The organism is Dyella sp. S184 (assembly GCF_009766065.1).
In the GTDB taxonomy this organism is placed as follows: Bacteria; Pseudomonadota; Gammaproteobacteria; order Xanthomonadales; family Rhodanobacteraceae; genus Rhodanobacter.
This window is the reverse complement of record NZ_LMUE01000009.1, coordinates 689197-713707: the sequence shown is the minus strand read 5'-3', so window position 1 is coordinate 713707 and position 24511 is coordinate 689197. Positions and strand designations below refer to the sequence as shown.

Sequence of the window (24511 nt, the reverse complement as noted above, 5' to 3'; positions counted from 1 at the left end):
CCGATGGCTGCGTGGACTCCGGCGCCCCTCCCGTCGGTGCTGCCCGCGAATCGATTTCCGTATCGCGACAACCGATGGGCAGCATTGAGCACGTCGGTCCCATGTGTCACGCACGCTTGCTAACGGAAACTAACGCTTGCTCACGCGCGCCATGGCGGCGTACAAATCGGCAAGACTCAGGGCTTTCGGAGTGTCGACCTTGTGAGACTGTCCTTGCGTTCGGTGGCCGAGTGGCTGCAACGGGTGCCCATCGATGATGCGCTGGATCGGCGCAATGCGCCGGTCGTGCAGTTGCTGCTGATCTGCATTGGTGGCGAGTTGCTGGTGAATACCCCATGGGTGTACCTGAATCAGGGGCTTTACAAGCAGATACCCCTGTTTGCGATTGTCGTGGACCTGTCGACTGACGTGTTCGTGCTGGCCTGTATTGCCTTTAGCCTTTACTGGATCCGCCATGGGCGATTTCGGCTTGCGGTCAGTGCCTACATCTGGGTTTCGCTGATTTCATTGGCGCTTACGTACGCCGCGTTCGGCATAACGCGACTTTCATATGACGACTTGTATCCACTGCTGATGATCGGCCTGGCCGGGTTGGTCTTGGGGCGTCGGATGCTCTGGGCCGTTTTTTTGGCCTTGGTCATGGTCAACGCATGCGGCGCGTTGACTGACATCCTGTACGCCGCCACGCGTCAGGCGAGGACGTCCGATACACTTTTGCTGCTGACTAACAAGTCGCTGGGCTATCTGGTGACCACCGTATTGCTTGATCGCACCGTGGCTGCCTTGCGCGAGACGCTCGCTGAATCCAAGGAGCATGCGCGTCAGTTGGTGCAGGCCAATGTGCTGCTCGAACACGAGATGGTCGAGCGTGAGCGCGTACAGGATCAGCTCATCCATGCCCAGAAGATGGAGGCAGTCGGGCGCATCGCCAGCGGCATTGCTCACGATTTCAACAACGTGCTGAACGTGGTGCTTGGTTACGCGATGCGCCGCGAACGATTGGCCGATCAGGGTGCGCCTGCACTGCTGGGCGCGCTGGAAGGGGTTGAATTGGCGTCCCGGCGCGCGTTGGCGATCAGCCGCAAACTGCTCAATTTCAGTCGGCAGGATGTGGCGCACCCGGAAGTATTCGATGCCGGGCAGGTGCTGCGCGAGATGCAGCCGATGCTCCGACAGTTGTTCGACTCCAATACCAGATTCCAGATGGATATCGACCAGATCCGCTTGCCGGTTTGCCTGGATCGTGGGCAGTTCGAATTGATGATGCTCAACATCGCCGCGAATGCGCGTGATGCGATGCCCGAAGGGGGCCATTTCAAAGTCAGCGCGCAGCCGGCATTTGGCGCGGGGGAACTGGAAGTGACGCTGGCAGATAGCGGTGACGGTATGCCGGAGTCGGTGCAAAAACATGTATTCGAACCGTTCTACACCACCAAGCCATCGGGGCAAGGCACAGGACTTGGCCTTGCCGTGGTGCAGGACATGCTGAAGACTGCGGGCGGCAGTATCTCAGTGATGAGTTCGCCGGGCCAAGGTACGACCTTTCAAATCCGGTTGCCGCTGCTTTCGGCCTGACCGCGGGCTCGGACATCCAGGTCTTGCACACCCATGCCGCGCAGGTTATTCACCGCGGACAAACAGATAACCTGCACCGCGTGAAGTAAGTAGCGGCAGATTGCCAGCTGCGGCATCGATGGCCTTGCGCCGCAATCGGTAGACCAGCATTTCGAGACGATGCGGATCGAAGTCATACACATTGTCGGATAGTGCTGCGATCAGGGTTTCGCGCGACACTGGTGCGTCTTGGGCACTGATCAGCACACTGAGTAGACAGCGTTCGGGTGCGGTAAGGGCCAGGACGACAGCGTTGGGAGACACCAGGCACCAGCCGTCCGTTTCCAGTCGCCAATGCCTTGGCGTTTGCTGGTTGGCCACGTGTGGCTGTACCGAGCCCGTCGATTTTTCTGCCAGTCGTCGTGCCAGACTGTGCAATGTGGCTGCTAGTACGTCTATATCCACGGGTTTGGACAGATACGCATCTGCGCCTGCGCCAAGCGCATGCAGGTGATCGTGTTTGTCCTGATTGCCGGTGAGCATGATGATGCCGAGCCTGGCGGACAATTCGCGCAGATGACGCGCCACAGTAAGGCCGCTCTCATCGGGCAGCCCGATATCCAGGGTGACGATATCGAAGCGTTGGCTGAGCATCAGGCGATACAGTTCAGCGGAGGTGCCGGCGCCGCTGACCGTGAAACCGTAATCACGCAAACCAGGTAACAGGATCGCCTCGCGCAGCTCCGTGTCGTCTTCCAATACCGCGATATGCAATGGGCTGGCTGGTGTGGAGAGCTCGGGCATCGGCGGCGTTCTGCTCGGGGTGTGGCCTGCCGAAGAGTATATGAAAATCGCCTCGTGCCCTTCGACGCCGGTCGCCTATGCCTTTTGGCACTGGGTCACAAGTCATGCCTCGCCCTAGCGTGAGCGTTTGCTTTCGTCCCAGGGAAATCCGCCATGCGCCGTCTCGTTCGCCCACTCCTGCTTACCGCGCTTGCTGCCTGTTGTGGCGCAGCGTTTGCCGCCAGCGCCGACCAGGCGCCGCAAGGGCGCTTGCCGCGCTGGGCGGTGCCGCAGTCGTACCAGTTGTCGTTCAAGGTCGATCCGGCGAAGGAGGACTTTTCCGGCACCACCACGATCAAGGTCAAGCTGACCCAGGCATCGGACCACTTGTGGCTGGACGGTAACGAGCTGAAGGTGTCGAAGGTTGAAATCACCGACGCCACCGGCAAGGTTCATGTCGGCAAGTACGTCGCGGTGGATCCGAAGGCCGGTGTGGTGCGGGTCGATTTCGGCAGCACGCTGAAGCCGCAGGAGCTGACGTTGAGCTTCGACTACACCGCGCCGCTCAACGCCCAGCTGCAGGGTCTGTACAAGGTCAGCGCCAAGGGCCAGCCGTATGCGATGACGCAGATGGAGCCGATCAGCGCGCGCTTCGCCTTCCCGAGCTTCGACGAGCCCGGCTTCAAGACGCCGTTCGATATCAGCCTGACGATACCCACGGCCGACACGGCGGTGGCGAATACCCAGCAGGTGAAAGAAGTGCCGGCCGGCGACGGTTGGAAGACGCTGACGTTTGCACAGACGTTGCCGCTGCCGACCTATCTGGTGGCATTCGGCGTGGGTCCGTGGGATATCGCCAAGGGGCCGGACATTTCGCCGGACGCTTATCGCACCACCCCGCTGCCATTGCGCGGCATTGCCGCCGCGGGCGAGGCGCATCGCATGTCGCATGTACTCGGCGAAACTCCGAGCATCATCCATGCGCTGGAGAACTATTACGGCTTCGGCTATCCGTGGGACAAGCTCGACGTACTTGCCGCGCCGGACTTCGCCGCCGGTGCGATGGAGAACGCCGGTCTGGTCACCTTCCGCGACTGGCTGCTGTTGCTCGACAAGGATTCGCCGGCGCGCAACGTACAGGGTTCGTTCAACGTCACCGCGCATGAGCTGGCGCATCAGTGGACCGGCGACACGGTGACGCTGGAATGGTGGAACGACATCTGGCTCAACGAGGCATTCGCCACCTGGATGCAGCAGAAGGTGACGATGCAGGTGCATCCGGAATACCGTGCCGATCTCGACCGCGTGCGTGGCGTGCAGGGCGCGATGAGCAGCGACAGCCTGGTCAGCGCGCGCATGATCCGTCAGCCGATCACCGGCAATGGCGACATCGAGACCGCGTTCGATGGCATCACCTACCAGAAGGGTGCAGGTGTGATCGCCATGTTCGAGAACTATGTCGGCGAGAAGACCTTCCAGAAGGGCATGCAGGCATATATCCAGCAGCACAAGTTCGGTAACGCCGTGGCCGCTGATCTGGTTGGCGCGATCGCCACGGCCGCGGGCAAGGGCGATGCGTTCAAGCACGCGTTCAACAGTTTCCTCGACCAGTCCGGCGTGCCTTACGTGCAGACCAAGCTGGAGCAGAAGGACGGCAAGACCGTGCTGCATTTGAGCCAGAGCCGCTATCTGCCGATCGGCAGCAGCGGCGATGCGAAGCGCATCTGGGGCGTGCCGGTCTGTGTGCGCTACGGTACGGCCGATGGCAGCAAGGTCAGCTGCGACATGCTCGACCAGGCCACCGGTTCGATGGTGCTGGCTGGCGCCAGCAACCCGACCTGGATCATGCCGAATGCCAATGCCAGCGGCTATTACCGTTTCAGCCTGGGCAAGGTCGAGCTGGCCGGCCTGACCAAACAGGTCGGCCAGCTCAGCGATGCCGAGCAGTTGGCTTATGCCGATGCGATCAACGCCAACTTCCGCCGTGGCGACCTGGATGCCGGCGACGTGCTGGCGGCGTTGCAGCCGTTGACTACGTCGAAGATCCGCGAAGTGGCCACGGCGCCACTCGACCAGGTGGAATGGATCTATCGGCAGGAAGCCACTACCGATGCCCAGCGTGCCCGTTTGGCCACATGGGTGAAGGACGCCTATCTGCCGCGCCTCGAACAACTTGGCTACCAGCGCAAGGCAGGCGAATCCGAGGGGGATGCCTTGCTGCGCAGCGCACTGGCCAGCAGCCTGGCGTTCGATTTCAAGCTTCCCGAAGTGCGTGCGGCCTTGCTCAAGCAAGGTGAGGCAGCACTCAAGCCCAAGCCGGATGGTCGCCTGGATCTGGCCGCGGCCGATCCCGACCTGCTCAGTGATGCACTCGGCATGGCTGTGCAGGAACAGGGCAAACCTGCTGTCGATGCATTGATTGCGGAATTGCCCAAGACCAGCGATGCAGCCTTGCGCAACGGCATCCTCGGCGGTCTGACCAGCGTGGAAGATCCGGCATTGACGGAACAGGTACGTGATTTCGCATTGACCAAGCCGGTCAAGGTCGGCGAGATGGTTTCGCTGCTGCGTGGCGGCCGTGATACCGCAGCCCAGCGTGATGCGATGTGGCAGTGGTTCACCACGCACTATGCGCAGGTGCTGACTCGCACCGGCAGCTTCGCCGGTGGCTACCTGCCGGCATTGGCTGCCGGTGGCGGCTGCTCGAATGCCGAGGTCGATCGCCTGCAGGGCTTCTTCAAGTCGCGCATGAAGGATGCCGATGGCGTGGACCGCGGGCTGGCGCAGACCAGCGAATCGATCAAGCTGTGCAGCGCGCTGAAGGCGAAGCAGGATCCGATAGCGATCATGCGCTGATGATGGCTGCACCCAGGCACGAGGAATGGCGTTCCTCGTGCCTGGGTGCATGCGGGCCTCGGTCAAGAGCAGATTGCTTGAGGTTGCTTCGCAGCTGGCCAGGTCGCAAGCTCGACTGGAGCCAGGATCGGGTCTGGTCCGATGCGGTCAGTAAATGGACGTCTAAAACCCTGAGCATGAATCGATGCACACGGGGCACTCAGGCAGATGGGATGGTATGGCTGGACCCGGCGTCATCTATGTTGGCGCTCCACTGCACATGATCCATCCAGCCGCGCTCCTTCTCGAAGACCGCTTCGATTTCGCGAGCGATCCGATCGCCGATATGCGTGGTGGGTTTTTCAGCCGCGAAACGGCTGACCTGGGCAACCGACTTGCCTAGCATCTCGGCCAGCATGGTCAAACCTCCAGCCTGTTTTCCGCCGCGGTTTGCATCGCGCTCAAGCTTTCTTACGAGCGTACGCACGTTGCGATGCCGAATTTCCTTGATATCCATTTGCTCAACCAGTTGGCGCCACCGGGCATCGCTTTCAGCCAGTGCTTCTGCGGACCTTTTTTGGTCGGTAATGTCCATGGCGATGCCGACGTAACGCCGTGCCGCTCCACTGAGGGAGATCACTTTGCCGCGCCGAGCGATCCACCGGATTTCGCCCGTTACCGGATCGACGCGCCGGAACTCCAGATAAGCCATGGGATTGGGCAGGCCGGAGCGTTGAGGTATCACCATGTGCCGGTCATCGGGGTGCACCAGGCTGAGCAACAGTTTATCGGTGACGACTGCATCGGCGCCCAGTCCCCACACGCGTTTATATTGCTCGGAAGCCTCGAGGCGACCGGAGTCCGGATACCACTCAAACGTACCCACGCCACCAGCTTCCTGGGCAAAACGAAGTCGCTGTTCGGCTTGAACTCGCGCGGTGGTATTTTTGACAACCGCCACTACGCCGACAGGGGTCCCGGTTCCATCGACGACAGGGCTGTAGTTGATGTCGAGCCAAATATCCTCTGGCTCGCCATCGCGTAGCAGCACAAAATGCTCGTCACGGTAATTGAGCGTATTCCCCTCAAGTACATGACTCACTGCATCTGCCCTGAAGTCCGCTATCTCCGACCAGCTATCGCGAACTGTCTGGCCCAGCAAACCGGGATGACGAGCACCGGCGAGTTCGATGTAGGCATCGTTGTAGAGGAACCAACCCTCAGCCCCCCATTGGAGGGTCATCGGCGCATCGGAGCGCAGGATCAGTGCAGTAACCGTGCGCAGACATTCAGGCCACTGGCTTAGCGCTCCCAGTGAGGTTTTCTGCCAGTCGAAGGCCCGAATCAACGCACCAGTCCTGGAACCGCCGCCCAGAAAAGGAAAGGGATCGATGGCATTCGGGTCAGTCATGCAGTGCCTTAACAACGGGATGGGAGTGCAGATGGGAATGGAGGTTGTCGGAGATCGACTCAGGCAGAAATTATACCGATGCCGCGTGTGCAGACTTCGTCGCAAACGCTGGCAATCGTGCACCTTGCTCATCTCCCAACCTTGCTCGGATGCTCCAACGCGTCGGGTGGGACGCACGCATCGGTCTGGCGCGGTCACGTTGCGGGGACGAATTTCTCGGGTACGTCGGCAGCTACAGGTGGCGTTCGGTACGGCGCGCGAAATTTTTCGCACAAATCCTGCCGCATAACCCATAGAATCTATGCATGTCGCCGCAGTCTTCAGCTGCAGCACATGGCTTGTACGCAGGAACGAACACCGTATTCCACACAATTTAGTTCACCGGCATCGAATACAGGGGGGCCTGATGATCGAGCTGGAAATTCAAGGCCTCTCGGAAAGCCGGGAGGGCCTGCTGATCGACGTTGGCCGATTCGTCATCGCCAACGGCTTCACCTTGCAGCGGCAACGTCTGGTGCAGGATCCGCACGGCATTCTGATCACGATGGTCGTACGCGGACCCTGGCTCAAGAAGCGGGCGCTCGTGTCGGCGTTGAATGCGTATGAGCGCTTTCTCAGTGTCAAAGTCGAGCCGTATGTCGAAGGTGAGCTGAAGCCGCATTTCGCCGCATCGCACAAGCTGCCGCCGCAGACAGCTCTGGCGTCGCCACCAATAGCGGCTGCGCCTGCGATGACGTCAGTGCCGGCCGCTGAGCCAGTGACATCGAAGGTGGTCGATCGGCCCGAGCCGGTCGTGGCGTCGGCGATCGCGGACGTGCCGGAAACGCGGCAAGCACCGCCGGAGCCGGAGCCAGAGTTCGAGTTCATCTTGCCCAATCCGCCGCGACCGGCTCCGCCACCCGCACCCATGGCGGCGACCCCGTTCGTCGATCTGGTTCCGCAGGGGCCGGACGAGCCAGCCGTCGACAAGTTGCTGCGCGATCTGGAATACGACTACCCGAAGATCGTGCCGCAGTTGCTGGCGATGGATCATGCGGTCGCCGAAGCGGCGCGCGAGTCGTCGCTCGCATTGGCCGGGCGGCGCATGGGGGGCTGGGTTTTCGAGCGCGAGTACGCGCTGGATGGCGGGCTCGATTTGCGCGAGGCAATCGAGCGCATCGGGGTTCCGGCGTTGCGCGCGCTGGCCGAGGTCGATCAGCAGGGCGCCCAGCTGCACATCCAGGACAGCGCTCTTTGCGCCGAGGATGGCCATTCCGGGTGCAGTTTCTTCAGTGGTTTCCTGGAGGGGGTGCTCTCGCCTGCCATCGCACCGGGTAGTTTGTCGATCTTTCCGGTTTGTTGCCGTAGTTATGGTGCGGATGAGTGTGTGTTGGCGATTTCGGATTGAGTGGGTTTGGCGGTTTCGGCCGCTGCCATTTTTGAAGCAAAGGCTTTCGTCCTCCTGCGGAGGGCGAGTCACTTTCTCTCGCTTGCCCGAGAGAAAGTAACCAAAGAGAGGGGCACCCCGTTTACGCGCCTTGCGGGCATCCCTGCCCGCAAGGTCCGCGTGCGGGTTACGGGGTTTGTCGACAGCACCTCCTGTGCTGACGCCAAACTGGTTCGCATCCCTGCGAACCACCCTGCGGGCTTTTCCTCCACCCGCCCGCCGCTTCAGAGGGGCCCCGGATAGAGCGACGCGCATCCTGCGCGTACTTTTTAGAAGAGCCAGATCAAAAACAGAGCAAGAGCGAAGCCACGGCATAGCGATGCTTTGCTCTTGCTGTCGCTTTTAAACTTCTTAGCATTTCACCGAGTGCGGGCCACGATGGCCCGCTTCTCTACCCGGGGCCCCGGCTCACGGATTTGCCGGGCAAGGATGCCCGGCAAGCGCCAAGCGGGGCGGCCTTTCTCTTTGGCCACGCAAAGAGAAAGTAACTCGGGCGCACGAAAGGTCTTGCTTCAACGTCGCCCGCAAATGAGTCGGAACGATATCTGGGAACGTCTGCTAGGGTTGAAAGCGGACGTTCGTATTGCATGGGCGACTGGCTACGAAGTCCAAGCCTCCTCGCGCTTTATTACCCGCCAAGTGCCGTTTACATGCTGTAGTAGGACGTACTCCCCGTGTGCACACAGTCCTCCGCAGTCTTCCGAGAAATAAACAATCGCCATGTCCTTTGTCGGGGAGTAGACCGGCATGCTAAGCCTAAGCAGGATGCCAATGTCCGGAAAGGTATCCTTGAAGCCTGTGTTCGCTCCAATGGGTATCAACACGCCCGGAGGAACCGGGAACTCCATGTGTTGCTTTGCTGGCCTATCAAAAGCCGCTTTGAGTCGTGCGTAGGGCACCACGCGTACGCGCGGACACACTATGCCTTTCGGCAGTGCATCTGTGGCTTCGGTGCGATTAATAAGGTCGGCTATCTGAGCATCGGAGATGCCACTCGGATAACCTTTTTTCGTATCGTCGGGTGCTGAAGGCTTAGAAGAAAGCAGGACCTTGCCTCGATCCTTTCCTTGACACTGAATCGACACCACCGCAGTCAGAACTGCCTTGTCCGCTTTGAGCTCATCGGGAGACGCTTGATTGCCATGCGCGATATTGGCTATCGACAACGTCGCCATCGCCATGAGCAACATCCTCACTATACGATCCATGACTATCCCCAGTTCCTTTTGTCTTGAACCCAAGAATATCCGCCGTCGATAGCGGACATTACAGAACAATCGCACCTTACGCCTGCGGGTCCACCCGCAGCACCAACTTCCCCCGATGACTCCCATCAAACAACCGATTGAGTACCTCGGGAGCATTCTCCAGCCCATCCGCCATCGTCTCCTCCGCCTTCAACTTCCCCTCGCGAATCCACCCACCTAACGTCTGCACTGCCTCTCGCGTCTTCGTGTAATCGAGTATCAGAAACCCTCGCATGCTGAGGCGCTTCATCACGAATACGCCGTAGTCGTCGCTGGGGCGTTCGCTGCTGTTGTAGCCGGAGATCAGCCCGCACATCGCGATGCGGCCGCCGATGACCATGCGTGAGAGCACCGCACGCATCACCTCGCCGCCGACGTTTTCGAAGTTGACGTGCACGCCGTTGGGGGTGGCTGCCTTGAGCTGTTGCTTGAAGTCTTCGGCCTTGTAGTCGACGGCGGCGTCGAAGCCGAGTTCGTCGACAAGGTAACGGCACTTGTCGGCGCCGCCGGCGATGCCGACCACGCGTGCGCCGTGAATCTTGCCGATCTGGCCGGCGATGGAGCCGACCGAGCCGGCGGCGGCGGAGACCACCAGGGTTTCGCCGGGTTGCACCGGGGCGATGTCGGTGAGGCCGTAGTACGCGGTGACGCCGCTCATGCCGCAGGCGCCGAGCAGGGTGGGCAGCGGAATGCCGGGATCGGCGGGCAGGCGCACGTAGCCCTTGGCGCTCTCGTGCAGTACCAGGTAGTCCTGCCAGCCGGTGATGCCTTGCACCAGATCGCCTACCTGGTACTGCGCCGAGCGCGACTGCACTACGCGGCCCAGGCCGAGTGCGCGCATCACTTCGCCGATCGCCACCGGCGGCAGGTATTGCGGGATGTCGCGCATCCACACGCGGTTGGTCGGGTCCATCGACAGGTACAGCACGCGCAACAGCACCTCCCCGTCCTTCAACTCGGGCACGGTTTGCTCGACCAGGTCGAAGTTCTCGCGTTTGACCAGGCCTTCGGGGCGGGTCTTCAGACGTAGCTGACGATTGACGTAGGGCATGGGGTTCACCGTGATGTGGAAAGAGGCATGGGTGCGTTCGACTATACGGCGCAGGCGCCGCCGTCGATCACCATTTCGGCGGCAGTGACGTAGCGGCTTTCGTCGGAGGCGAGATACAACACGGCATAGGCGACATCGTCCGGATCGCCGAGGCGATGCATGGGAATGCCGTGGGTGAGCTTGCGGGTGGCCTCCTCCTCGCCCAGCGCGTCGAAGAACGGCGCCACGATACCGGTGCGGATGAAGGCAGGATGGATCGAGTTGCAGCGTACGTCGATCTTCTGCCGTGTGCAGTCGATGGCGACCGATTTGGTCAGCATCGCCACCGCGGCCTTGGAAGTGTTGTACGCGGTGTAATCGGGACCGACCTTGAACGCAGCCAGTGAGGAGATGTTGACGATCGACGCGGGCTGATGCGCGCGCAAAAGCGGCAGCGCATGCTTGCAGCCGAGCATGATGCTTTCGACGTTAACGCTCATCACGCGGCGCCACTCCTTCAGCTCGATCTGCTCCACCGTGCCGAGTGAACCGATGCCGGCATTGTTGACGAGGACGGAGAGGCCGCCCATGGCCTCGCTCGCTTCAGTCAGCAGCGCATGCCAGCGCTCTTCGTCGCGCACATCCTGTGCGGCGGACCAGGCAACTTGCCGGCCGCGTTCGTGGTTGATCTCGTCAGCCACCGCGCGTACGCCGATTTCGTCGATATCGGTCAGAAAGACATTCGCGCCGTGGCGCGCGAGCATGCGCGCGATCGCGGCGCCGAGACCGCCGCCGGCACCGGTGACGAAGGCGTGCTTGCCGGCGACGCGCTGTGCGGAAGGTTCGGTCATGGCGTGTTCCTGGCGAGGTTGATCGGATCAGACACAGAGATAGCCGCCATCGACGTTCAGCACCGCGCCGGTGGTGTACGACGACGCGTCGGAGGCTAGATAGAGTGCAGCGCCGGCTATCTCTGACGGCTGTGCCACACGACGCATCGGTACATGCGCCAGCGCCTGCTTGAGGATCGCCGGCGTATTCACCAGCACCGAGGCGAACTTGGTGTCGGTGAGTCCCGGCAGCAGTGCGTTGCAGCGCACGCCAGATGCCGCGCATTCCACCGCGAATGCCTTGGTCATCGAGATCACCGCCGCCTTGGTGATCGAGTAGATGCCCTGCTGGAAGCCCGGCACCACGCCGTTGACCGAGGCCACGTTGACGATCGCGCCACCGTCATTGGCCGCCATCAGCTTCGCGCCATGCGTGGACATGTAGAAATAGCCACGGATGTTCACGTCGACGGTTTTCTGGAAGATGCCCGGATCGGTATCGAGGATGCTGCCGAAGTAGGGATTGGTGGCCGCGTTGTTGACCAGGATGTCGAGCCGGCCGTGGCGTTGCGTCACGTGCGCGAACAGCGTCTCGATCTGCTCTAGCTCGCCGATATGGCAGGCGAACGCTTCGGCCGAGCCGCCGGCCGCCACGATCTCGTCGACCACCAGCTGGCAGTCGGCCTCGCGCCGGCTGGAGACGATGGCGTGTGCGCCGTGCGCAGCCAGCAGCTTGGCGATCTCCGCACCGATGCCGCGGCTGGCGCCGGTGACGATGGCGATCTTGCCCTTGAGATCGAAGGTCGGTGTGGTGCTCATGGCGAGGCCTCTTGGCGAAAGTGGGAGGAAATCAGCGCAGCGTGACGAGGTGATGGTCGTTCGCGTGTTCCAGATGCGGCCACGCGTTGTAGGTAATCAGCGTCGCGCCACGTTGGCCGAGTCGCAGTCGCGTGAGGCCGGTGTTAACCAGCGGCCAGCTCAGCTTGAAGGTCTGTGCCAGCGGTGCTTCGGTCAGTGTATTGGTGAGTACGGCAATCGGGCCGCCCGAAGTGAACGCCCAGATCGTGCGCGCCGGATGCGCGGTCAGTGTCTGTAGTGCTTGCAACACGTTGCTGCGAAAGCTCGGCCAGGTGAGCTGGTACTCGGTGTCGTGCGCGCCGTCGACCCAGCGAGCGACGGCATCGGCGAACAGGCGCTGAAATGCGCGGTGTGGATCGAGCGCCTGCTTCAACTCCGCGCGCAGTGCACCGGGTCCGCTCAGGTCGGGGCGATGTCGCGCAAGCAGTTCGTGATGGTCGACTTCGTCCAGGCCATCCAGCGTCAGTGGCTCACGATCGATGCCAGCGGCTTCGAGACAGAGTTCGGCCGTGCGTCGATGCCGTTCGCGCGGCCCGATCGCGATCAGGTCCGGGGTCGATCCACTGGCTCCCAGCCAGACACCCAGTCGACGTGATTGTTCTTCGCCAAGCGGTGACAGTCGATCGTAGTCGTCCTCGCCGAAGCTGGCCTGACCATGACGTATCAGCAGCAGGCTACACGCGCTCACAGCGTGGAACGACCGATGATGCGGCGGCAGCGACCGCCCATGTAACGGGCGGCCTGGCCGAAGCCGGCGAACTGCGGGTTGCTGGTCTGGCCCAGCGCGAAACGAAGGTAGATCTGCTGAATGATCACCATCAAGCGGAACAGTCCGAACACTTCGTAGAAATCGAAGTTGTCCACATGCAAGCCGCTGCGCTGGCCGTAGTAATCGATCACCTCGCGGCGCGTCAGCATGCCGGGTACGTGCGTGGGCTGGCGCCGGAATGACTGGAACGTGGCATCGTCGTCGGCCTGCACCCAGTACGCCAGCGAGCCACCCAGGTCCATCAGTGGATCGCCGATGGTCGCCATCTCCCAGTCCAGCACGCCGATGATGTCGAGCGGGTGGTCGCGGTCGAGCACCACGTTGTCGAAGCGGTAATCGTTGTGGATCACGCAGCTGGCGTTGTCGCGCGCCGGTTGCTTCGCCGCGAGCCATGCCACGACATCGGCGCAGGCATCGGTATCCTCGGTGGCCGCTTTTTGCCAGCGATCGCTCCAGCCGGCGACTTGTCGTGTGATATAGCCGCCGCCCTTGCCGATATGCTGCAGTTCGGGCAGCGAGGCATCCACCTGATGCAGTTCGATCAGCCGGTCGATGAAGCCCAGGCAGAGTTGGCGCACGCCGTCCGCATCGAGACCCAGCTCGGACGGCAGTTCGCGACGCAGGATGCTGCCGCGCAGCCGTTGCATCACGTAGAAGTCATGGCCGATCACCGAGCTGTCGTTGCAGCTGGCGAGGATCGCCGGCACATACGGGTAGTGCGGTTTCAGCGCCGCCATCACCTGCGCCTCGCGCAGCATGTCGTGCGCGGATTTCGCCTTGGCGCCGGCTGGCGGACGGCGCAGCACCAGTTCGCGTTCGCCGTAGGCAATCAGATAGGTGAGGTTGGAGGCGCCGCCGGGAAACTGCGCGAGCGTCGGCGTGCCTTCGAGACCATCGACATGTTGCTTCAGGAACGCATCGACGCGCGACAGATCGAGCGCATCCTCGTCACGTACCGCGCGCGGTTGATCCAGCGGCGTACTCATCGCGCCGGCTCCTGTGCGCTTTGCGCTTTCATTTCCAGCCGTGCGATCACGCCGCGATGGACTTCGTCGGGGCCGTCGGCCAGTCGCAGAACACGCGCATACGCGTACAACTGTGCCAGCGGAAAATCGTCGGACAGGCCGGCGCCGCCGTGGATCTGGATTGCCGCATCGGCCGCCTGCTGGGCCACCGCCGGCACCACCACCTTGATCTGCGAGATCAGGCTGAGCGCGGCCTTGGTGCCGTGCATGTCGAGTGTCCAGGCGGTTTTCAGCGTCAGCAGGCGCGCCTGCTCGATCGCCATGCGCAGGTTGGCGATGATGTCCGGATTGCCACCGAGCTCGGACAGTGGTTTGCCGAACGCGACGCGTGAACAGGCACGTGCACACAGCAGGGCTAGCGCGCGTTCTGCCGCACCGATCGCACGCATGCAGTGATGCACGCGTCCAGGTCCCAGTCGACCCTGCGCGATCTCGAAGCCGCGGCCCGCGCCAAGGATCACGTTCTCAATCGGCAACCGAACATCGGTGAAGGTCAACTCGCCATGACCGCTGGGTTCGTCGAAGTGATGGAACACCGGCAGCATGCGCTCGACGATGACGCCCGGACTGTCGAGTGGGCAGATCACCATGCTGTGGCGGCGGTGCGGTTCGGCGCGCGGGTCGCTCAGCCCCATGAAGATCACGAAGCGGCAATGCGGATGGCCGACGCCGGTGGTCCACCACTTGCGGCCATTCAACACGACGTGGTCGCCTTCGATAGTCGCGGTGGCCTGCATGTTGGTGGCGTCGGAGGAGGCTACGTCCGGCTCGGTCATGCCGAAGGCCGAGCGGATCCGGCCATCCAGCAAGGGTTGCAGCCAGCGCTGCTGCTGTTCCGGCGTGCCGTAGCGATGCAGCACTTCCATGTTGCCGCTGTCGGGCGCGCTGCAATTGCACACTTCGGGCGCGATGAAGGAGTGGCCCATGATCTCGGCCAGCGGTGCGTATTCCACATGGCTGAGCCCCGCGCCATGTCCGGCGTCGGGCAGGAACAGGTTCCACAGTCCGGCGGCGCGCGCCTTCGCCTTCAAGGTTTCCATCATGGCCGGTTGCTGCCACTGGTGATGGTCGCTGCTGCCAGTCAACTGCGCGGCGTAGACGCGTTCGGCTGGAACCACCTCATCGCGCATGAAGGTAGAGAGGCGTTCGATAAGAGCCTGGGTACGTTCTGAGGCGGCGAAGTCCACGTGCGTTTCTCCTGACCAGCAAGCCAGCCTACGCCTCGCCACTACAATTAGTGAAATGAATATGCTTTATGACTATCCATTAACATCGCTGATGACTTTGGTGCCGATGCCTTCGGCACGCATACGGTAGGGAGCAGGACATGGATCGCACCGACAACCGCATCGACCTGAACCTGTTTCGCGTGCTTGACGCGATCTACAGCCATGGCGGCGTCAGCGCCGCCGCGCGCGTGCTGCACCTGACCCAGCCGGCGGTCACGCATGCGTTGCAGCGCCTGCGCGATCAGCTGGGTGACCCGTTATTCGTCCGCCAGGGCAACCGGCTGCTGCCGACCGAGAAGGTGCGCACGATGATGCCGGCGGTGCAGCTGCATCTGAAAGGCCTGCATGCCAGCACACATGCGCAGCCGCGCTTCGATCCGGCGCAGTTGGACCTGCAGTTCACCGTGGGTTTCCGTGACATCCTTGAATCGATCGCGTTGCCGGCGCTGCTGGCGCGGATCGAGCGGGACGCGCCGCAGCTGCGCGTGGTAAGCCGGCGCGTCGCCGCGGACGAGGTGGAGCGCGAGCTGGCCGCGGGTTCGGTCGACCTGGTAGTGGATCGCCCGCTGCGCGCTGGCTCACGGATTTCCCGTCGACACCTGCTTGATGAATCGCTGGTAGTAGTGATGCGTGCCGATCACCCGTTCGCATCGCAACTGCGGCGCAACGATTACTTGGGCGCCCAGCACGTGGCTGTCTCGCCGCTGGGAGAGGCCAACGCGCTGGACACGCTGCTCGGCCAGGACGGCATGTTTCGACAGGTGAGGCTGGTCTGCCAGCACTATTTCTCGGCTTGCCAGATTGCCGCAGGCACGCATCTGTTGCTTACGGTGCCTCGCTCATACGCATTGCACCTGGCCACCTTGCTGCCGATCACCGTGCAACCGTTGCCGATCAAGCTGAAGGCGTTCCCTATCCTGGCCTACTGGCACGAATCGAAAGACGCCGATCGCGCGCATGTATGGTTCCGGCAGTGGGTGATCGAGGCGATCACCGCGGCGATTGCGCCTGCTCAGCGACGGCGATGATCAGTGGGCGACCGCACTTGCTGCCGACGCGGCCGATTCGGGTTGTACATGTTGCGCATATTGCCGGATGAAATTTATGGTGTCGTCCAGCACGGGTGCCTTGCTGCGGAGCGGTCGAGACATCGCGAAAAGAATGGCAAAGTGGCCGATATCCGGATACAGCTTCAGTTCGACCGGCTCGTTTTCGTGCCGCAGCGCCGCGGCCAGCGACGTGGCATTGCGCGGCCAGACGATCTTGTCGGTGGTGCCTTGCATCAGCAGCATTGGCGGTTCGTCGCCATTAACGTAATGCACAGGTTGCGAGCGCAGTTGCGTTTCATGGGTGCTGCCGAACATATCGATGAAATCGGGGTCCTTCAATGGCAGGAAATCGTACGGGCCAGCTAGTCCGATAAAGCCAGCGAGGTCACGTGGTTTCATGCCGACTGCGTTCAACCAGTGCGCATCGGTGGCCAGCAGGGCGCCGATGTGCGCGCCGGCCGAATGACCCATCACGAACAACGAGGCTGGATCGCCGCCGTAGTCGCCGGCGTGCGCATGCGTCCATGCCACCGCACGCGCGGCGTCCTGCATGAAACCGTCCAGCCGAACCTGCGGCCACTTGCGGTAATCGGGAATTACCACCACCACGCCACGTCTGGCCAATGCCTCGGCTGCCCAGCGATACCACTGCCGCTTGCCGGACTTCCAGCTGCCACCGTAGAAGAACAGCACCACCGGCGCGCGTGCTGTACCGGGCAAGCGATAGACGTCCAGCGCCAGCTGGTACGCCGGGTCGAACACCACATCGCGTTGCACGACGACGTCGGTCTTGCCGGTGGTGGCGTTGAGACTGCCAAACAGCACCGCCTGACAGCCCATCAGCAGGCTGCTGCCGATCAGCAGCGCGGCAGTGGCGAACAGGCGACGGTGCGGGGTTGCGGACGGGCGTTGGGAAACTGGACTCATGGGCAGCCTTGAATCGTGTGGTGCCACGTGGGAGCGGTTGATGCGGCGGCAGTGCTGGAGATACGTAACCGGTCAGCTCAGGGATGCAGTTTGCCGTCAATTATTGAAGGAGGATGATCAGGCGCATCGCTGGTCTCGTGAACGTCTCGCCAAGTCGATTGCCTAGGCGATGTTGCCTTCGCAACGCCGACTTGCCCCCGATACCGATGTGCGCGCAGGATGGCCTGTCGGCACGGTGCTACATAGGTATTGCCGCCAAACAATGACCGCAGGAAGAGCCCGGCGATGTCGCCGGGCGGACCCATGACGAGGTGTCTTGCATGTCGGATCAGTCGCCATCGCTCGAGGTCGTCTATGACCCCACCGATCCCATGCATCGCAGGGAGCAGATGTTCCCTCGGCTGAGCCCGGATATGGTGAAGCGTATTGCTGTTTATGGTGAGGAAGAGGCCGTGCCGGCTGGCACACTGCTTTTCCAGCGCGGGCAGCGCGGCGCGGATTTCTTCCTCGTGCTGGAGGGCCTGATCGAGATCTTCGAGCTCGACAAGTTCGGCCAGGCGAATGTTTTCACCATCCACGCTGCACGGCAGTTCAGCGGCGAGATGAACCTGTTCAACCAGCGCGGCATCCTGGCTTCGGCACGCGTAGCGGTGGACAGCCGCGTGGTGCGCGTCCGTCCGGAGAACTTCCGCCGCATGGTGGCCGCCGAGTCGGACATCAGCGAGATCATCATGCGGGCCTTCATCCTGCGCCGTGTGGGCCTGATTCGCCTGGGTTACGGCGGCGTGGTGCTGGTGGGACCGGGACACAGCGCCGATACCCTGCGGCTTGAGCGCTTCCTGGTACGCAATGGTTACCCGCATCGGTTGATCGATACCGAGGTGGATCCGGACGCGAGCGGTTTCATTGCCTGCTTCCAGTTGCGTCATGATCAGTTGCCGGTGGTGATCTGTCCCGAGCATTGTTTCCTGCAAAACCCCAGCACGTCGGAACTGGCCGATGAGCTGGGCCTGACGGAAATCATCGATCCGAATACCGTCTACGACGTGGCCGTGATGGGTGCGGGGCCGGCGGGGTTGGCGGCCGCCGTCTACGCGGCATCGGAAGGGCTGTCCACCATCGTGGTGGAAGGTCTTGCACCGGGCGGGCAGGCTGGTACGTCGTCGAAGATCGAGAACTACCTGGGCTTTCCCACGGGCATTTCGGGGCAGGCGTTGGCGGGACGCGCGCAGGCCCAGGCGCAGAAATTCGGCGCGCGTTTGGCCATCTCGCGCCATGCGGTGGGCATCGACTGTTCGGTACAGCCCTATCAGTTGCAACTGGACGATGGGCAGTCGCTGCAGGCGCGCGTGGTGATTGTTGCCACCGGCGCGCGCTATCGAAAACTCGATGTGCCTGGCTACACCGACTTCGAGGGCGCAGGTATCCACTACGCCGCCACCGCGATAGAAGGCCAGCTGTGTGTCAACGAGGAAGTGGTGGTGGTCGGTGGCGGCAACTCCGCCGGACAGGCGGCGGTGTTCCTGTCGCGCATCGCGGGGCACGTGCACGTGCTGGTGCGTGCGAACGGGTTGGCGGCAACCATGTCCGACTATCTTGTCCAGCGCATTGCGCAGTCGTCGACGATTACCCTGCATGCGTGCAGTGAAATCGTGAACCTGGAAGGCGAGGGGCGACTGCAGCGCGTCACCTGGCGACATCGCAATAGCGGTGAGCTGACGACGCGACCGGTGGGCAATATGTTCGTGATGATCGGTGCCGAACCCAACACCGAATGGCTGAAGGATTGCCTGGCACTCGATGCCAAGGGCTTTGTGATGACCGGCCGTTGCGAGGAAGGTCATCTGCTGGATTCACCGTTTGCGACTACCAAGCCCGGCATCTTCGCGGTGGGCGACGTCCGCGCCGGGTCGGTCAAGCGCGTGGCCTCGGGGGTTGGCGAGGGTTCCGTGGTGATCCAGGCGGTGCATCACTATCTGCATCCGGAAGCGGGCTGACGCATGGCGGGTTCGCTTCACAGTGTCGACTCTCCGTCGATGAATGCTGCCATGTTGTTTTCGCTGTCCCGCCTTTCACATCACCGCCAAAGCGTGGTGGCTGCGCATGGCTGAGGTGCGTTGATGCCGCTGAAAAGCACGGCCTGGCAGCCGGTGAGCAGGGCGTCACCGAGCAGCATCAGCGCCGTTGCAAGAAGGCCTCGACGAATCGCGTTGTAGGTTGCGCTGGGTGTACTGGCCGGCATCCGGTTTCCTTTGGCTGGTCCATGGGTTTGACCGAGGTGGCTGGCCGGTTAACCCCGTTGCGCAGCGGGCCGCGTTTCATCAGAGGTTGAGGTGGCATGCGTGCAGATACGAGCAACGACTCCTTCAGGATGCAGTTGCTGCTGTGTGCCTGCCGCGTACCACTTACACTGTGCCGGCCCCGCGGGCACACAGGGAGAAACGCATGCTTCGTCGATCGTTGGGGTTGCTGGGTCTATGGCTGCTATTTGCCGCGCCCTTGCTGGCACAGGACGTACCGTCGCCATTGCGCGACTGGCAGGCCTGGGTGTTGCACGATGTGCCGCAGCATGGCTGTCCGTTTCTTGCCAACCAGCCACCGGGAGATGGCAGCTATCAGTGCGCGTGGCCGGGACGATTGACACTGGATGCCGACAAGGATGGCGGGCGCTTCAGCCTGGACGTGCATGTGGATGCGCCAAGCTGGGTGGCGTTGCCGGGCGACAACGTCCATTGGCCGCAGCAGGTGACGCTGGGTAACCAGCCGGCCATCGTGCTGGAGCATGAAAACGTGCCGATGCTGCGACTGGAGCCCGGCGACTACCAGGTGAAAGGCACGCTGCCATGGGCGTCGCGCCCGGCCAACCTGCATGTCCCGGCTGCGATCGGCCTGGTCACACTGACTGTCGACGGCGCCGCCGTCACCCGGATCGAGCGTGAGGACGAATTGCTCACGCTGGGCGAAGCGGCCAATGCACAACGCGCTGCCGATGCGCTTTCGCTTCGCGTGTATCGCCGCCTCACCGATGGCCTGCCGGCCACGCTGGAAACGCAACTTCAATTCAATGTCACCGGCACGGCGCGCGAGCAAGTGTTGGGACCTGCGCTGCCGGACGGTTTCGTGGCGACTGCCCTCAGCGGCGATCTGCCGGCGCGGCTGGAAAAGGATGGCCGCCTGCGCGTGCAGTTGCGGCCGGGCCAGTCGACGCTGACGCTGGTCGCGCGCAGCGTCGCGCCGCTGGCAAAGATCAGCGTGGCGCTGCCGCCATTGCCATGGCCGAAGCAGGAGATCTGGAGCTATGCCGACGACAACGCGCTGCGCAGCACACGGGTCGATGGCAATGCCATCGATGCCGATCAGGCCGGTGTGCCGGACGACTGGAGCAAGCTGCCGGCCTATGTACTGGACGGGGCCAGCGGTCTGAGCGTGGAGAAGGGCAATCGTGGCAACGAGGGTGGCCAGGGTGACGCGCTGCACCTGCAGCGCGAGATGTGGCTGGATTTCGATGGGCGCGATTTCAGCATCGCCGATCACCTCACCGGCAAGTTGCGTCACCAGCAGCGGCTCGACGTGGCAGCACCATGGCAAATGCAGCGTGCCTCGGAGAACGACCAACCGTTGCTGGTCACCCGGGATGCCACGGGGCATCCGGGCGTGGAAGTGCGCGATCGCACGATTGACGTTTCAGCCGGGCTCAACCTGCCGGCACATGCCGGTGCGGTGCCCAGTTCGGGCTGGCAGGTGCCGCTGGAAAACATCGACGCCACCCTGCACTTGCCGCATGGTTACCGACTGCTCGGCGCGATCGGTGCGGATCGTTCGGCCGATTCGTGGGCGGCGCAATGGAGCCTGCTCGATCTGTTCGTGGTGGCGCTGATTGCGCTGTTGGCCGGGCGTCTGCTCGGCTGGCCGTGGGCGATGCTGGCAGCCGGCTATCTCGTGTTGGCCCAGCATGAGGACATGGCGCCCCTGTGGACGGTCGCCATCTCGCTCGCGTTGGCGTTGTTGCTGCGCGCCTTGCCCGAGGGCCGGTTGCGCCTGTGCGCACGCTACGGTGCCATCGGCATGTTCGTGCTGGCGGCACTGTGGGCGCTGCCGTTCACCGCGGCACAGTTGCAGTACGCGCTGCATCCGCAGCTGGAGGAAAGCATGGTGCCGCGGATGGTCTCGGCCGCTTACGTGCCGCAGACGCAGGATGCGACGGAGGATGAAAAGAGCGTCAATCAGCCCTCGCCGAAGATCGTTCAGGCAGTCCCGCCGCCGCCACCCATGGCAGGGTTGGTGACATTGAACGAGGCCGCCGCTCCGGCACAGGCTGGCGCAGCCAGATCAGGCAATCTGCAGACGATTGTGGTCACCGGCTCGTTAATCAGCATCCAAGATCTGGTCGGCAACGACCAGGACACGCACACGGTGATCCAGGCCGGTGCCGGCACCCCGCGTTGGAACGAGGGCAACAACTATCGGCTCGGCTGGTCCGGCCCGGTGACCCTGCAGCAGACCACCCGCCTGGTGATTGCGCCGGCATGGCTGGTGCGCATCATGCGCGTACTGATGATCGGCCTGCTTGCTGCACTGCTCGGCCGGTTGGTGATGAACCTGCTGCTGCCGTTGCGTGGTCGTTGGACGCCTTCGCGTGGCGCCGGCGTGGTTGGTGCCGTACTGCTGGCGATGGTCCTGCTGCCCACGGGTTCGCGCGCCCAGGCGATGCCCGATCAGCAGCTGCTGAACCAGTTGCGCAGCCGGCTCACCGAGGCGCCGAAGTGTTCGCCGCAATGCGCCGAGGTGGCGCAGGCGCAGCTGCAGGTGAACGGCGCGATGCTCGATCTGGAGCTGGAGGCACATGCGGGCACTTCCGTTGCGCTGCCGCTGCCGACACCTGACGATGCGTTGCCGCTGGCCGACGTCAGCCTTGATGGCCATGCCAATCCGGCGCTGCTCCGCGACGGCGACCAACTGCTGCTGCGGGTCGACCGCGGCGTGCACCGCATCAGCCTGCACTACCGTCTTGACGACGTCGAAAGCGCTGCCGTGCATTTCGCGTTGGCGCCGCAACACATCGCCTTCGTGGGCCCGGGCTGGTTGCTGGAAGGCATCGACGACGGACGGGTGCTGGGCGACAGCATCACCTTGCGCCGCGTGCAGACCGCAGCCGACGGCAAGAGCCTGCCGACCACGCAGAGCTTTCCGCCCTATGTACGACTCACCCGGAAGATCGGCCTGGGCCTGGACTGGTTCGTATCGAACCAGGTGGAACGCATCGCGCCCCAGGACGGCGGTTTCAGCATCAGCCTGCCACTGCTGCCTGGCGAGCATCCCAAGGGCGAGGGCGTGCTGGTCAGGGATGGCCGCATCAACATCACTTTCAAGGCGGGCGAATCCGTAGTGAGCTGGGAGAGCCAGCTTGATCGTTCGGCCGGAATCACTATGCACGCACCGCCGCTGGGCGAACGTGCCGAGGTGTGGGAACTGGGTGCGGCGCCGATGTGGCACGTCGATGCCAAGGGCGTGCCGACCAGCGACAGTGATGTTGATCTGCGCTTCGACCCGTTGCCAGGCGAAAGCCTGCAACTGGCGATCACCCGGCCGGTCGCGATCGCCGGCGACAGCCTCGCCATCGACAGCGTACAGCTGGCCAGCAGCACCGGTGAGCGTGCCAGCGAGCTGGTGCTCAACGTACATGCACGCAGCACCCGCGGTGGCGAGCATGCGATCGATCTGCCGCCGGGCAGCGAACTGCTCGATGCGAAGCGCGACAACGAGTCGATCAATCTCGCCATCCGCGACGGCAAGCTCAGCCTGCCGCTGCTGCCGGGCGAGCATGACTATTCCCTGCGCCTGCGCGAACCGCAGGGTGTGGCTGCGCGCGTGCGCGTGCCGTCGCTTGACTTGCACGCGCCGGTGGCCAACATCGACCTCACCCTGCAACTGCCGCAAGATCGCTGGGTGCTGTGGACGTGGGGGCCAACCGACGGTCCGGCCGTACTCTACTGGTCGCAATTGCTGGTGCTGCTGATCGCCTCCTGGCTGCTGGCCGGCTATGCGCCGACACCGTTGCGTTTCAGCCACTGGCTGCTGCTGGGACTGGGTTTCTCGGCCTTTGCCTGGAGTGCGTATGCGCTGGTGGTGTTGTGGCTGATCTTGCTGGGGCTGCGCGCGCGCATGCGCACACCGGAGCTGATGGGCGGCACGCAGTTCAACCTGCTGCAATTCGGTCTGGCCGCACTGACTGTGCTTTCGTTGGTGGTGCTGATCGGCGCCGTGCCGCAGGGACTGCTCGGCCTGCCCGACATGCATGTGGCCGGTAACGGATCAACGGCGTCGTCGCTGCGCTGGTTTGCTGACCGGAGCAGTGGCGCGCTGCCTGAGGCGGGTGTGTTCAGCGTACCGCTGTGGGTCTACAAGGTCGCCATGTTGGCTTGGGCGCTGTGGCTGGCCAACGCGCTGATCGGCTGGCTGCGCTGGGCCTTCGATGCATGGACGCGGGGTGGCTACTGGCGCAAACCCGAAGCCAGACCTTCTGTCATGCCGCCGCAGTTGCCGCCGTCATCGATGGAGCCAGTGCAGGATGCCTGATGTTCGCAGCGTACTGGCCGTGGCCACGCAGCAGCTCGGCGAGCGCCTGGATGCCGAGCTGCTGTTGCTGCACGTGCTGAAGAAACCGCGAAGCTGGTTGTTTGCGCATGTAGATGACGTAGTCGATGCAGATATCCAGATAGCGTATGCCGCGCTGCTCGAGCGCCGCATGCAGGGTGAGCCGGTGGCCTATATCACCGGCTATCGTGGCTTCTGGTCCATGGATCTGGAAGTGAGTCCGGCGACCCTTATACCGCGCCCGGAAACCGAGCTGCTGGTCGAGCAGGCGCTGCTGCGATTGCCGCCCGACATCGCCTGCAGCGTGGCGGATCTTGGCACCGGCAGTGGGGCGATCGCGATCGCGATCGCCCATGAGCGTCCGCGCGCACAAGTAATCGCTACCGATGCCAGTGCTGATGCACTCGCTGTCGCTTTGCGCAATGCGCAGCGCAATGGCATCCATAACGTCACGTTCCTGCACGGAGACTGGCTGGCACCCCTGGCTGGCCAGCGCTTCGAACTGATCGTCTCCAATCCGCCGTACATCGAGGCTGACGATCCGCATCTGGCGCAGGGCGACCTGCGTTTCGAACCGGCCAGCGCATTGGCGTCCGGTCATGATGGCCTCGACGATATCCGCCGCATCGTGCGCGATGTGCGTGCCCATCTCGGCGCGGGTGGCTGGCTACTGTTCGAACACGGGTGGAACCAGGGTGAAGCCGTACGCGCGCTTCTTGTGGATGCTGGTTACTCCAGTGTCTTCACGACGCAGGATCTGGAGCGACGCGATCGCGTCAGCGGTGGTTGCTGCTGATCATTTGGGAATCCATCGTTCACGATGGGTTGTTGAAGCTGAAGACTCTTCCAGCTTGCGGGTAGTGTGTTGCTGACGGTCGCGCTAAGCTGACGACAGCATGTCGTTCTCGGTCGGGTCTCGGCGGACTTCGGTCTCCCGTCATCCG

The 24511-nt window shown here is 62.9% G+C and carries 18 protein-coding genes; 7 read left to right on the top strand and 11 right to left on the bottom strand.

Going from position 1 to position 24511, the window contains the following annotated elements:
- Window positions 1–201 precede the first annotated feature (201 nt).
- A complete protein-coding gene (locus tag GSQ75_RS15420; RefSeq protein ID WP_158755723.1) occupies window positions 202–1575 on the top strand; it encodes an ATP-binding protein in 1374 nt (457 codons plus the stop codon).
- Window positions 1576–1620: 45 nt separating this feature from the next.
- Here GSQ75_RS15420 and GSQ75_RS15415 read toward each other — a convergent pair whose 3' ends face one another.
- Window positions 1621–2358 carry a response regulator transcription factor gene (locus tag GSQ75_RS15415; RefSeq protein WP_254058602.1) on the bottom strand — a complete coding sequence of 246 codons (738 nt, stop codon included), beginning with the start codon at window positions 2356–2358 and terminating at the stop codon, window positions 1621–1623.
- Window positions 2359–2511: 153 nt separating this feature from the next.
- Here GSQ75_RS15415 and GSQ75_RS15410 point away from each other — a divergent pair, with 153 nt between their 5' ends.
- Window positions 2512–5193, top strand: coding sequence for a M1 family metallopeptidase (locus GSQ75_RS15410; RefSeq protein ID WP_158755722.1), 2682 nt, complete (start codon window positions 2512–2514; stop codon window positions 5191–5193).
- A gap of 199 nt (window positions 5194–5392) precedes the next feature.
- On the opposite strand, the gene GSQ75_RS15405 is transcribed toward GSQ75_RS15410, so the two are convergent.
- Complete coding sequence (locus GSQ75_RS15405) at window positions 5393–6583, bottom strand: PAS domain S-box protein (protein ID WP_158755721.1); 1191 nt, start codon at window positions 6581–6583, stop codon at window positions 5393–5395.
- A 406-nt stretch (window positions 6584–6989) separates the two neighbouring features.
- Between GSQ75_RS15405 and GSQ75_RS15400 the strand changes: the two genes are divergently transcribed.
- Entirely contained in the window at window positions 6990–7970 is a 981-nt protein-coding gene (locus GSQ75_RS15400) for a hypothetical protein (RefSeq protein ID WP_158755720.1), read from the top strand.
- Window positions 7971–8608: 638 nt separating this feature from the next.
- Here GSQ75_RS15400 and GSQ75_RS15395 read toward each other — a convergent pair.
- From GSQ75_RS15395 to GSQ75_RS15365, 7 genes are all read right to left on the bottom strand, one after another.
- Entirely contained in the window at window positions 8609–9190 is a 582-nt protein-coding gene (locus GSQ75_RS15395) for a hypothetical protein (protein ID WP_158755719.1), read from the bottom strand.
- A 103-nt stretch (window positions 9191–9293) separates the two neighbouring features.
- Complete coding sequence (locus GSQ75_RS15390) at window positions 9294–10307, bottom strand: NADP-dependent oxidoreductase (RefSeq protein ID WP_158755718.1); 1014 nt, start codon at window positions 10305–10307, stop codon at window positions 9294–9296.
- 41 nt (window positions 10308–10348) lie between these two features.
- The gene (locus GSQ75_RS15385) at window positions 10349–11137 is read right to left on the bottom strand and encodes an SDR family oxidoreductase (RefSeq protein ID WP_158755717.1); all 789 of its coding nucleotides are present in this window, start codon (window positions 11135–11137) and stop codon (window positions 10349–10351) included.
- A 27-nt stretch (window positions 11138–11164) separates the two neighbouring features.
- On the bottom strand, window positions 11165–11935 hold the full coding sequence (locus tag GSQ75_RS15380) for an SDR family oxidoreductase (protein ID WP_158755716.1): 771 nt from the start codon (window positions 11933–11935) through the stop codon (window positions 11165–11167).
- A gap of 31 nt (window positions 11936–11966) precedes the next feature.
- A complete protein-coding gene (locus GSQ75_RS15375) occupies window positions 11967–12662 on the bottom strand; it encodes a histidine phosphatase family protein (protein ID WP_254058601.1) in 696 nt (231 codons plus the stop codon).
- Window positions 12659–13729 carry a phosphotransferase family protein gene (locus tag GSQ75_RS15370; protein ID WP_158755715.1) on the bottom strand — a complete coding sequence of 357 codons (1071 nt, stop codon included), beginning with the start codon at window positions 13727–13729 and terminating at the stop codon, window positions 12659–12661. Before GSQ75_RS15370 ends, GSQ75_RS15375 begins: the two co-directional genes overlap by 4 nt.
- Window positions 13726–14955 carry an acyl-CoA dehydrogenase family protein gene (locus tag GSQ75_RS15365; protein ID WP_158755714.1) on the bottom strand — a complete coding sequence of 410 codons (1230 nt, stop codon included), beginning with the start codon at window positions 14953–14955 and terminating at the stop codon, window positions 13726–13728. Before GSQ75_RS15365 ends, GSQ75_RS15370 begins: the two co-directional genes overlap by 4 nt.
- A 140-nt stretch (window positions 14956–15095) precedes the next feature.
- Between GSQ75_RS15365 and GSQ75_RS15360 the strand changes: the two genes are divergently transcribed.
- Complete coding sequence (locus GSQ75_RS15360) at window positions 15096–16025, top strand: LysR family transcriptional regulator (protein ID WP_158755713.1); 930 nt, start codon at window positions 15096–15098, stop codon at window positions 16023–16025.
- On the opposite strand, the gene GSQ75_RS15355 is transcribed toward GSQ75_RS15360, so the two are convergent.
- Window positions 16026–16973, bottom strand: a complete 948-nt coding sequence (locus GSQ75_RS15355) for an alpha/beta hydrolase (protein ID WP_158755712.1) — start codon at window positions 16971–16973, stop codon at window positions 16026–16028.
- 320 nt (window positions 16974–17293) lie between these two features.
- Here GSQ75_RS15355 and GSQ75_RS15350 point away from each other — a divergent pair, with 320 nt between their 5' ends.
- Complete coding sequence (locus GSQ75_RS15350; protein WP_158755711.1) at window positions 17294–18970, top strand: FAD-dependent oxidoreductase; 1677 nt, start codon at window positions 17294–17296, stop codon at window positions 18968–18970.
- 80 nt (window positions 18971–19050) lie between these two features.
- On the opposite strand, the gene GSQ75_RS15345 is transcribed toward GSQ75_RS15350, so the two are convergent.
- Window positions 19051–19215, bottom strand: a complete 165-nt coding sequence (locus GSQ75_RS15345; RefSeq protein WP_158755710.1) for a hypothetical protein — start codon at window positions 19213–19215, stop codon at window positions 19051–19053.
- A gap of 203 nt (window positions 19216–19418) precedes the next feature.
- Between GSQ75_RS15345 and GSQ75_RS15340 the strand changes: the two genes are divergently transcribed.
- Window positions 19419–23549 carry a hypothetical protein gene (locus GSQ75_RS15340; RefSeq protein ID WP_158755709.1) on the top strand — a complete coding sequence of 1377 codons (4131 nt, stop codon included), beginning with the start codon at window positions 19419–19421 and terminating at the stop codon, window positions 23547–23549.
- Window positions 23542–24363, top strand: a complete 822-nt coding sequence (prmC, locus tag GSQ75_RS15335) for a peptide chain release factor N(5)-glutamine methyltransferase (RefSeq protein WP_158755708.1) — start codon at window positions 23542–23544, stop codon at window positions 24361–24363. Before GSQ75_RS15340 ends, prmC begins: the two co-directional genes overlap by 8 nt.
- Window positions 24364–24511: the final 148 nt, after the last annotated feature.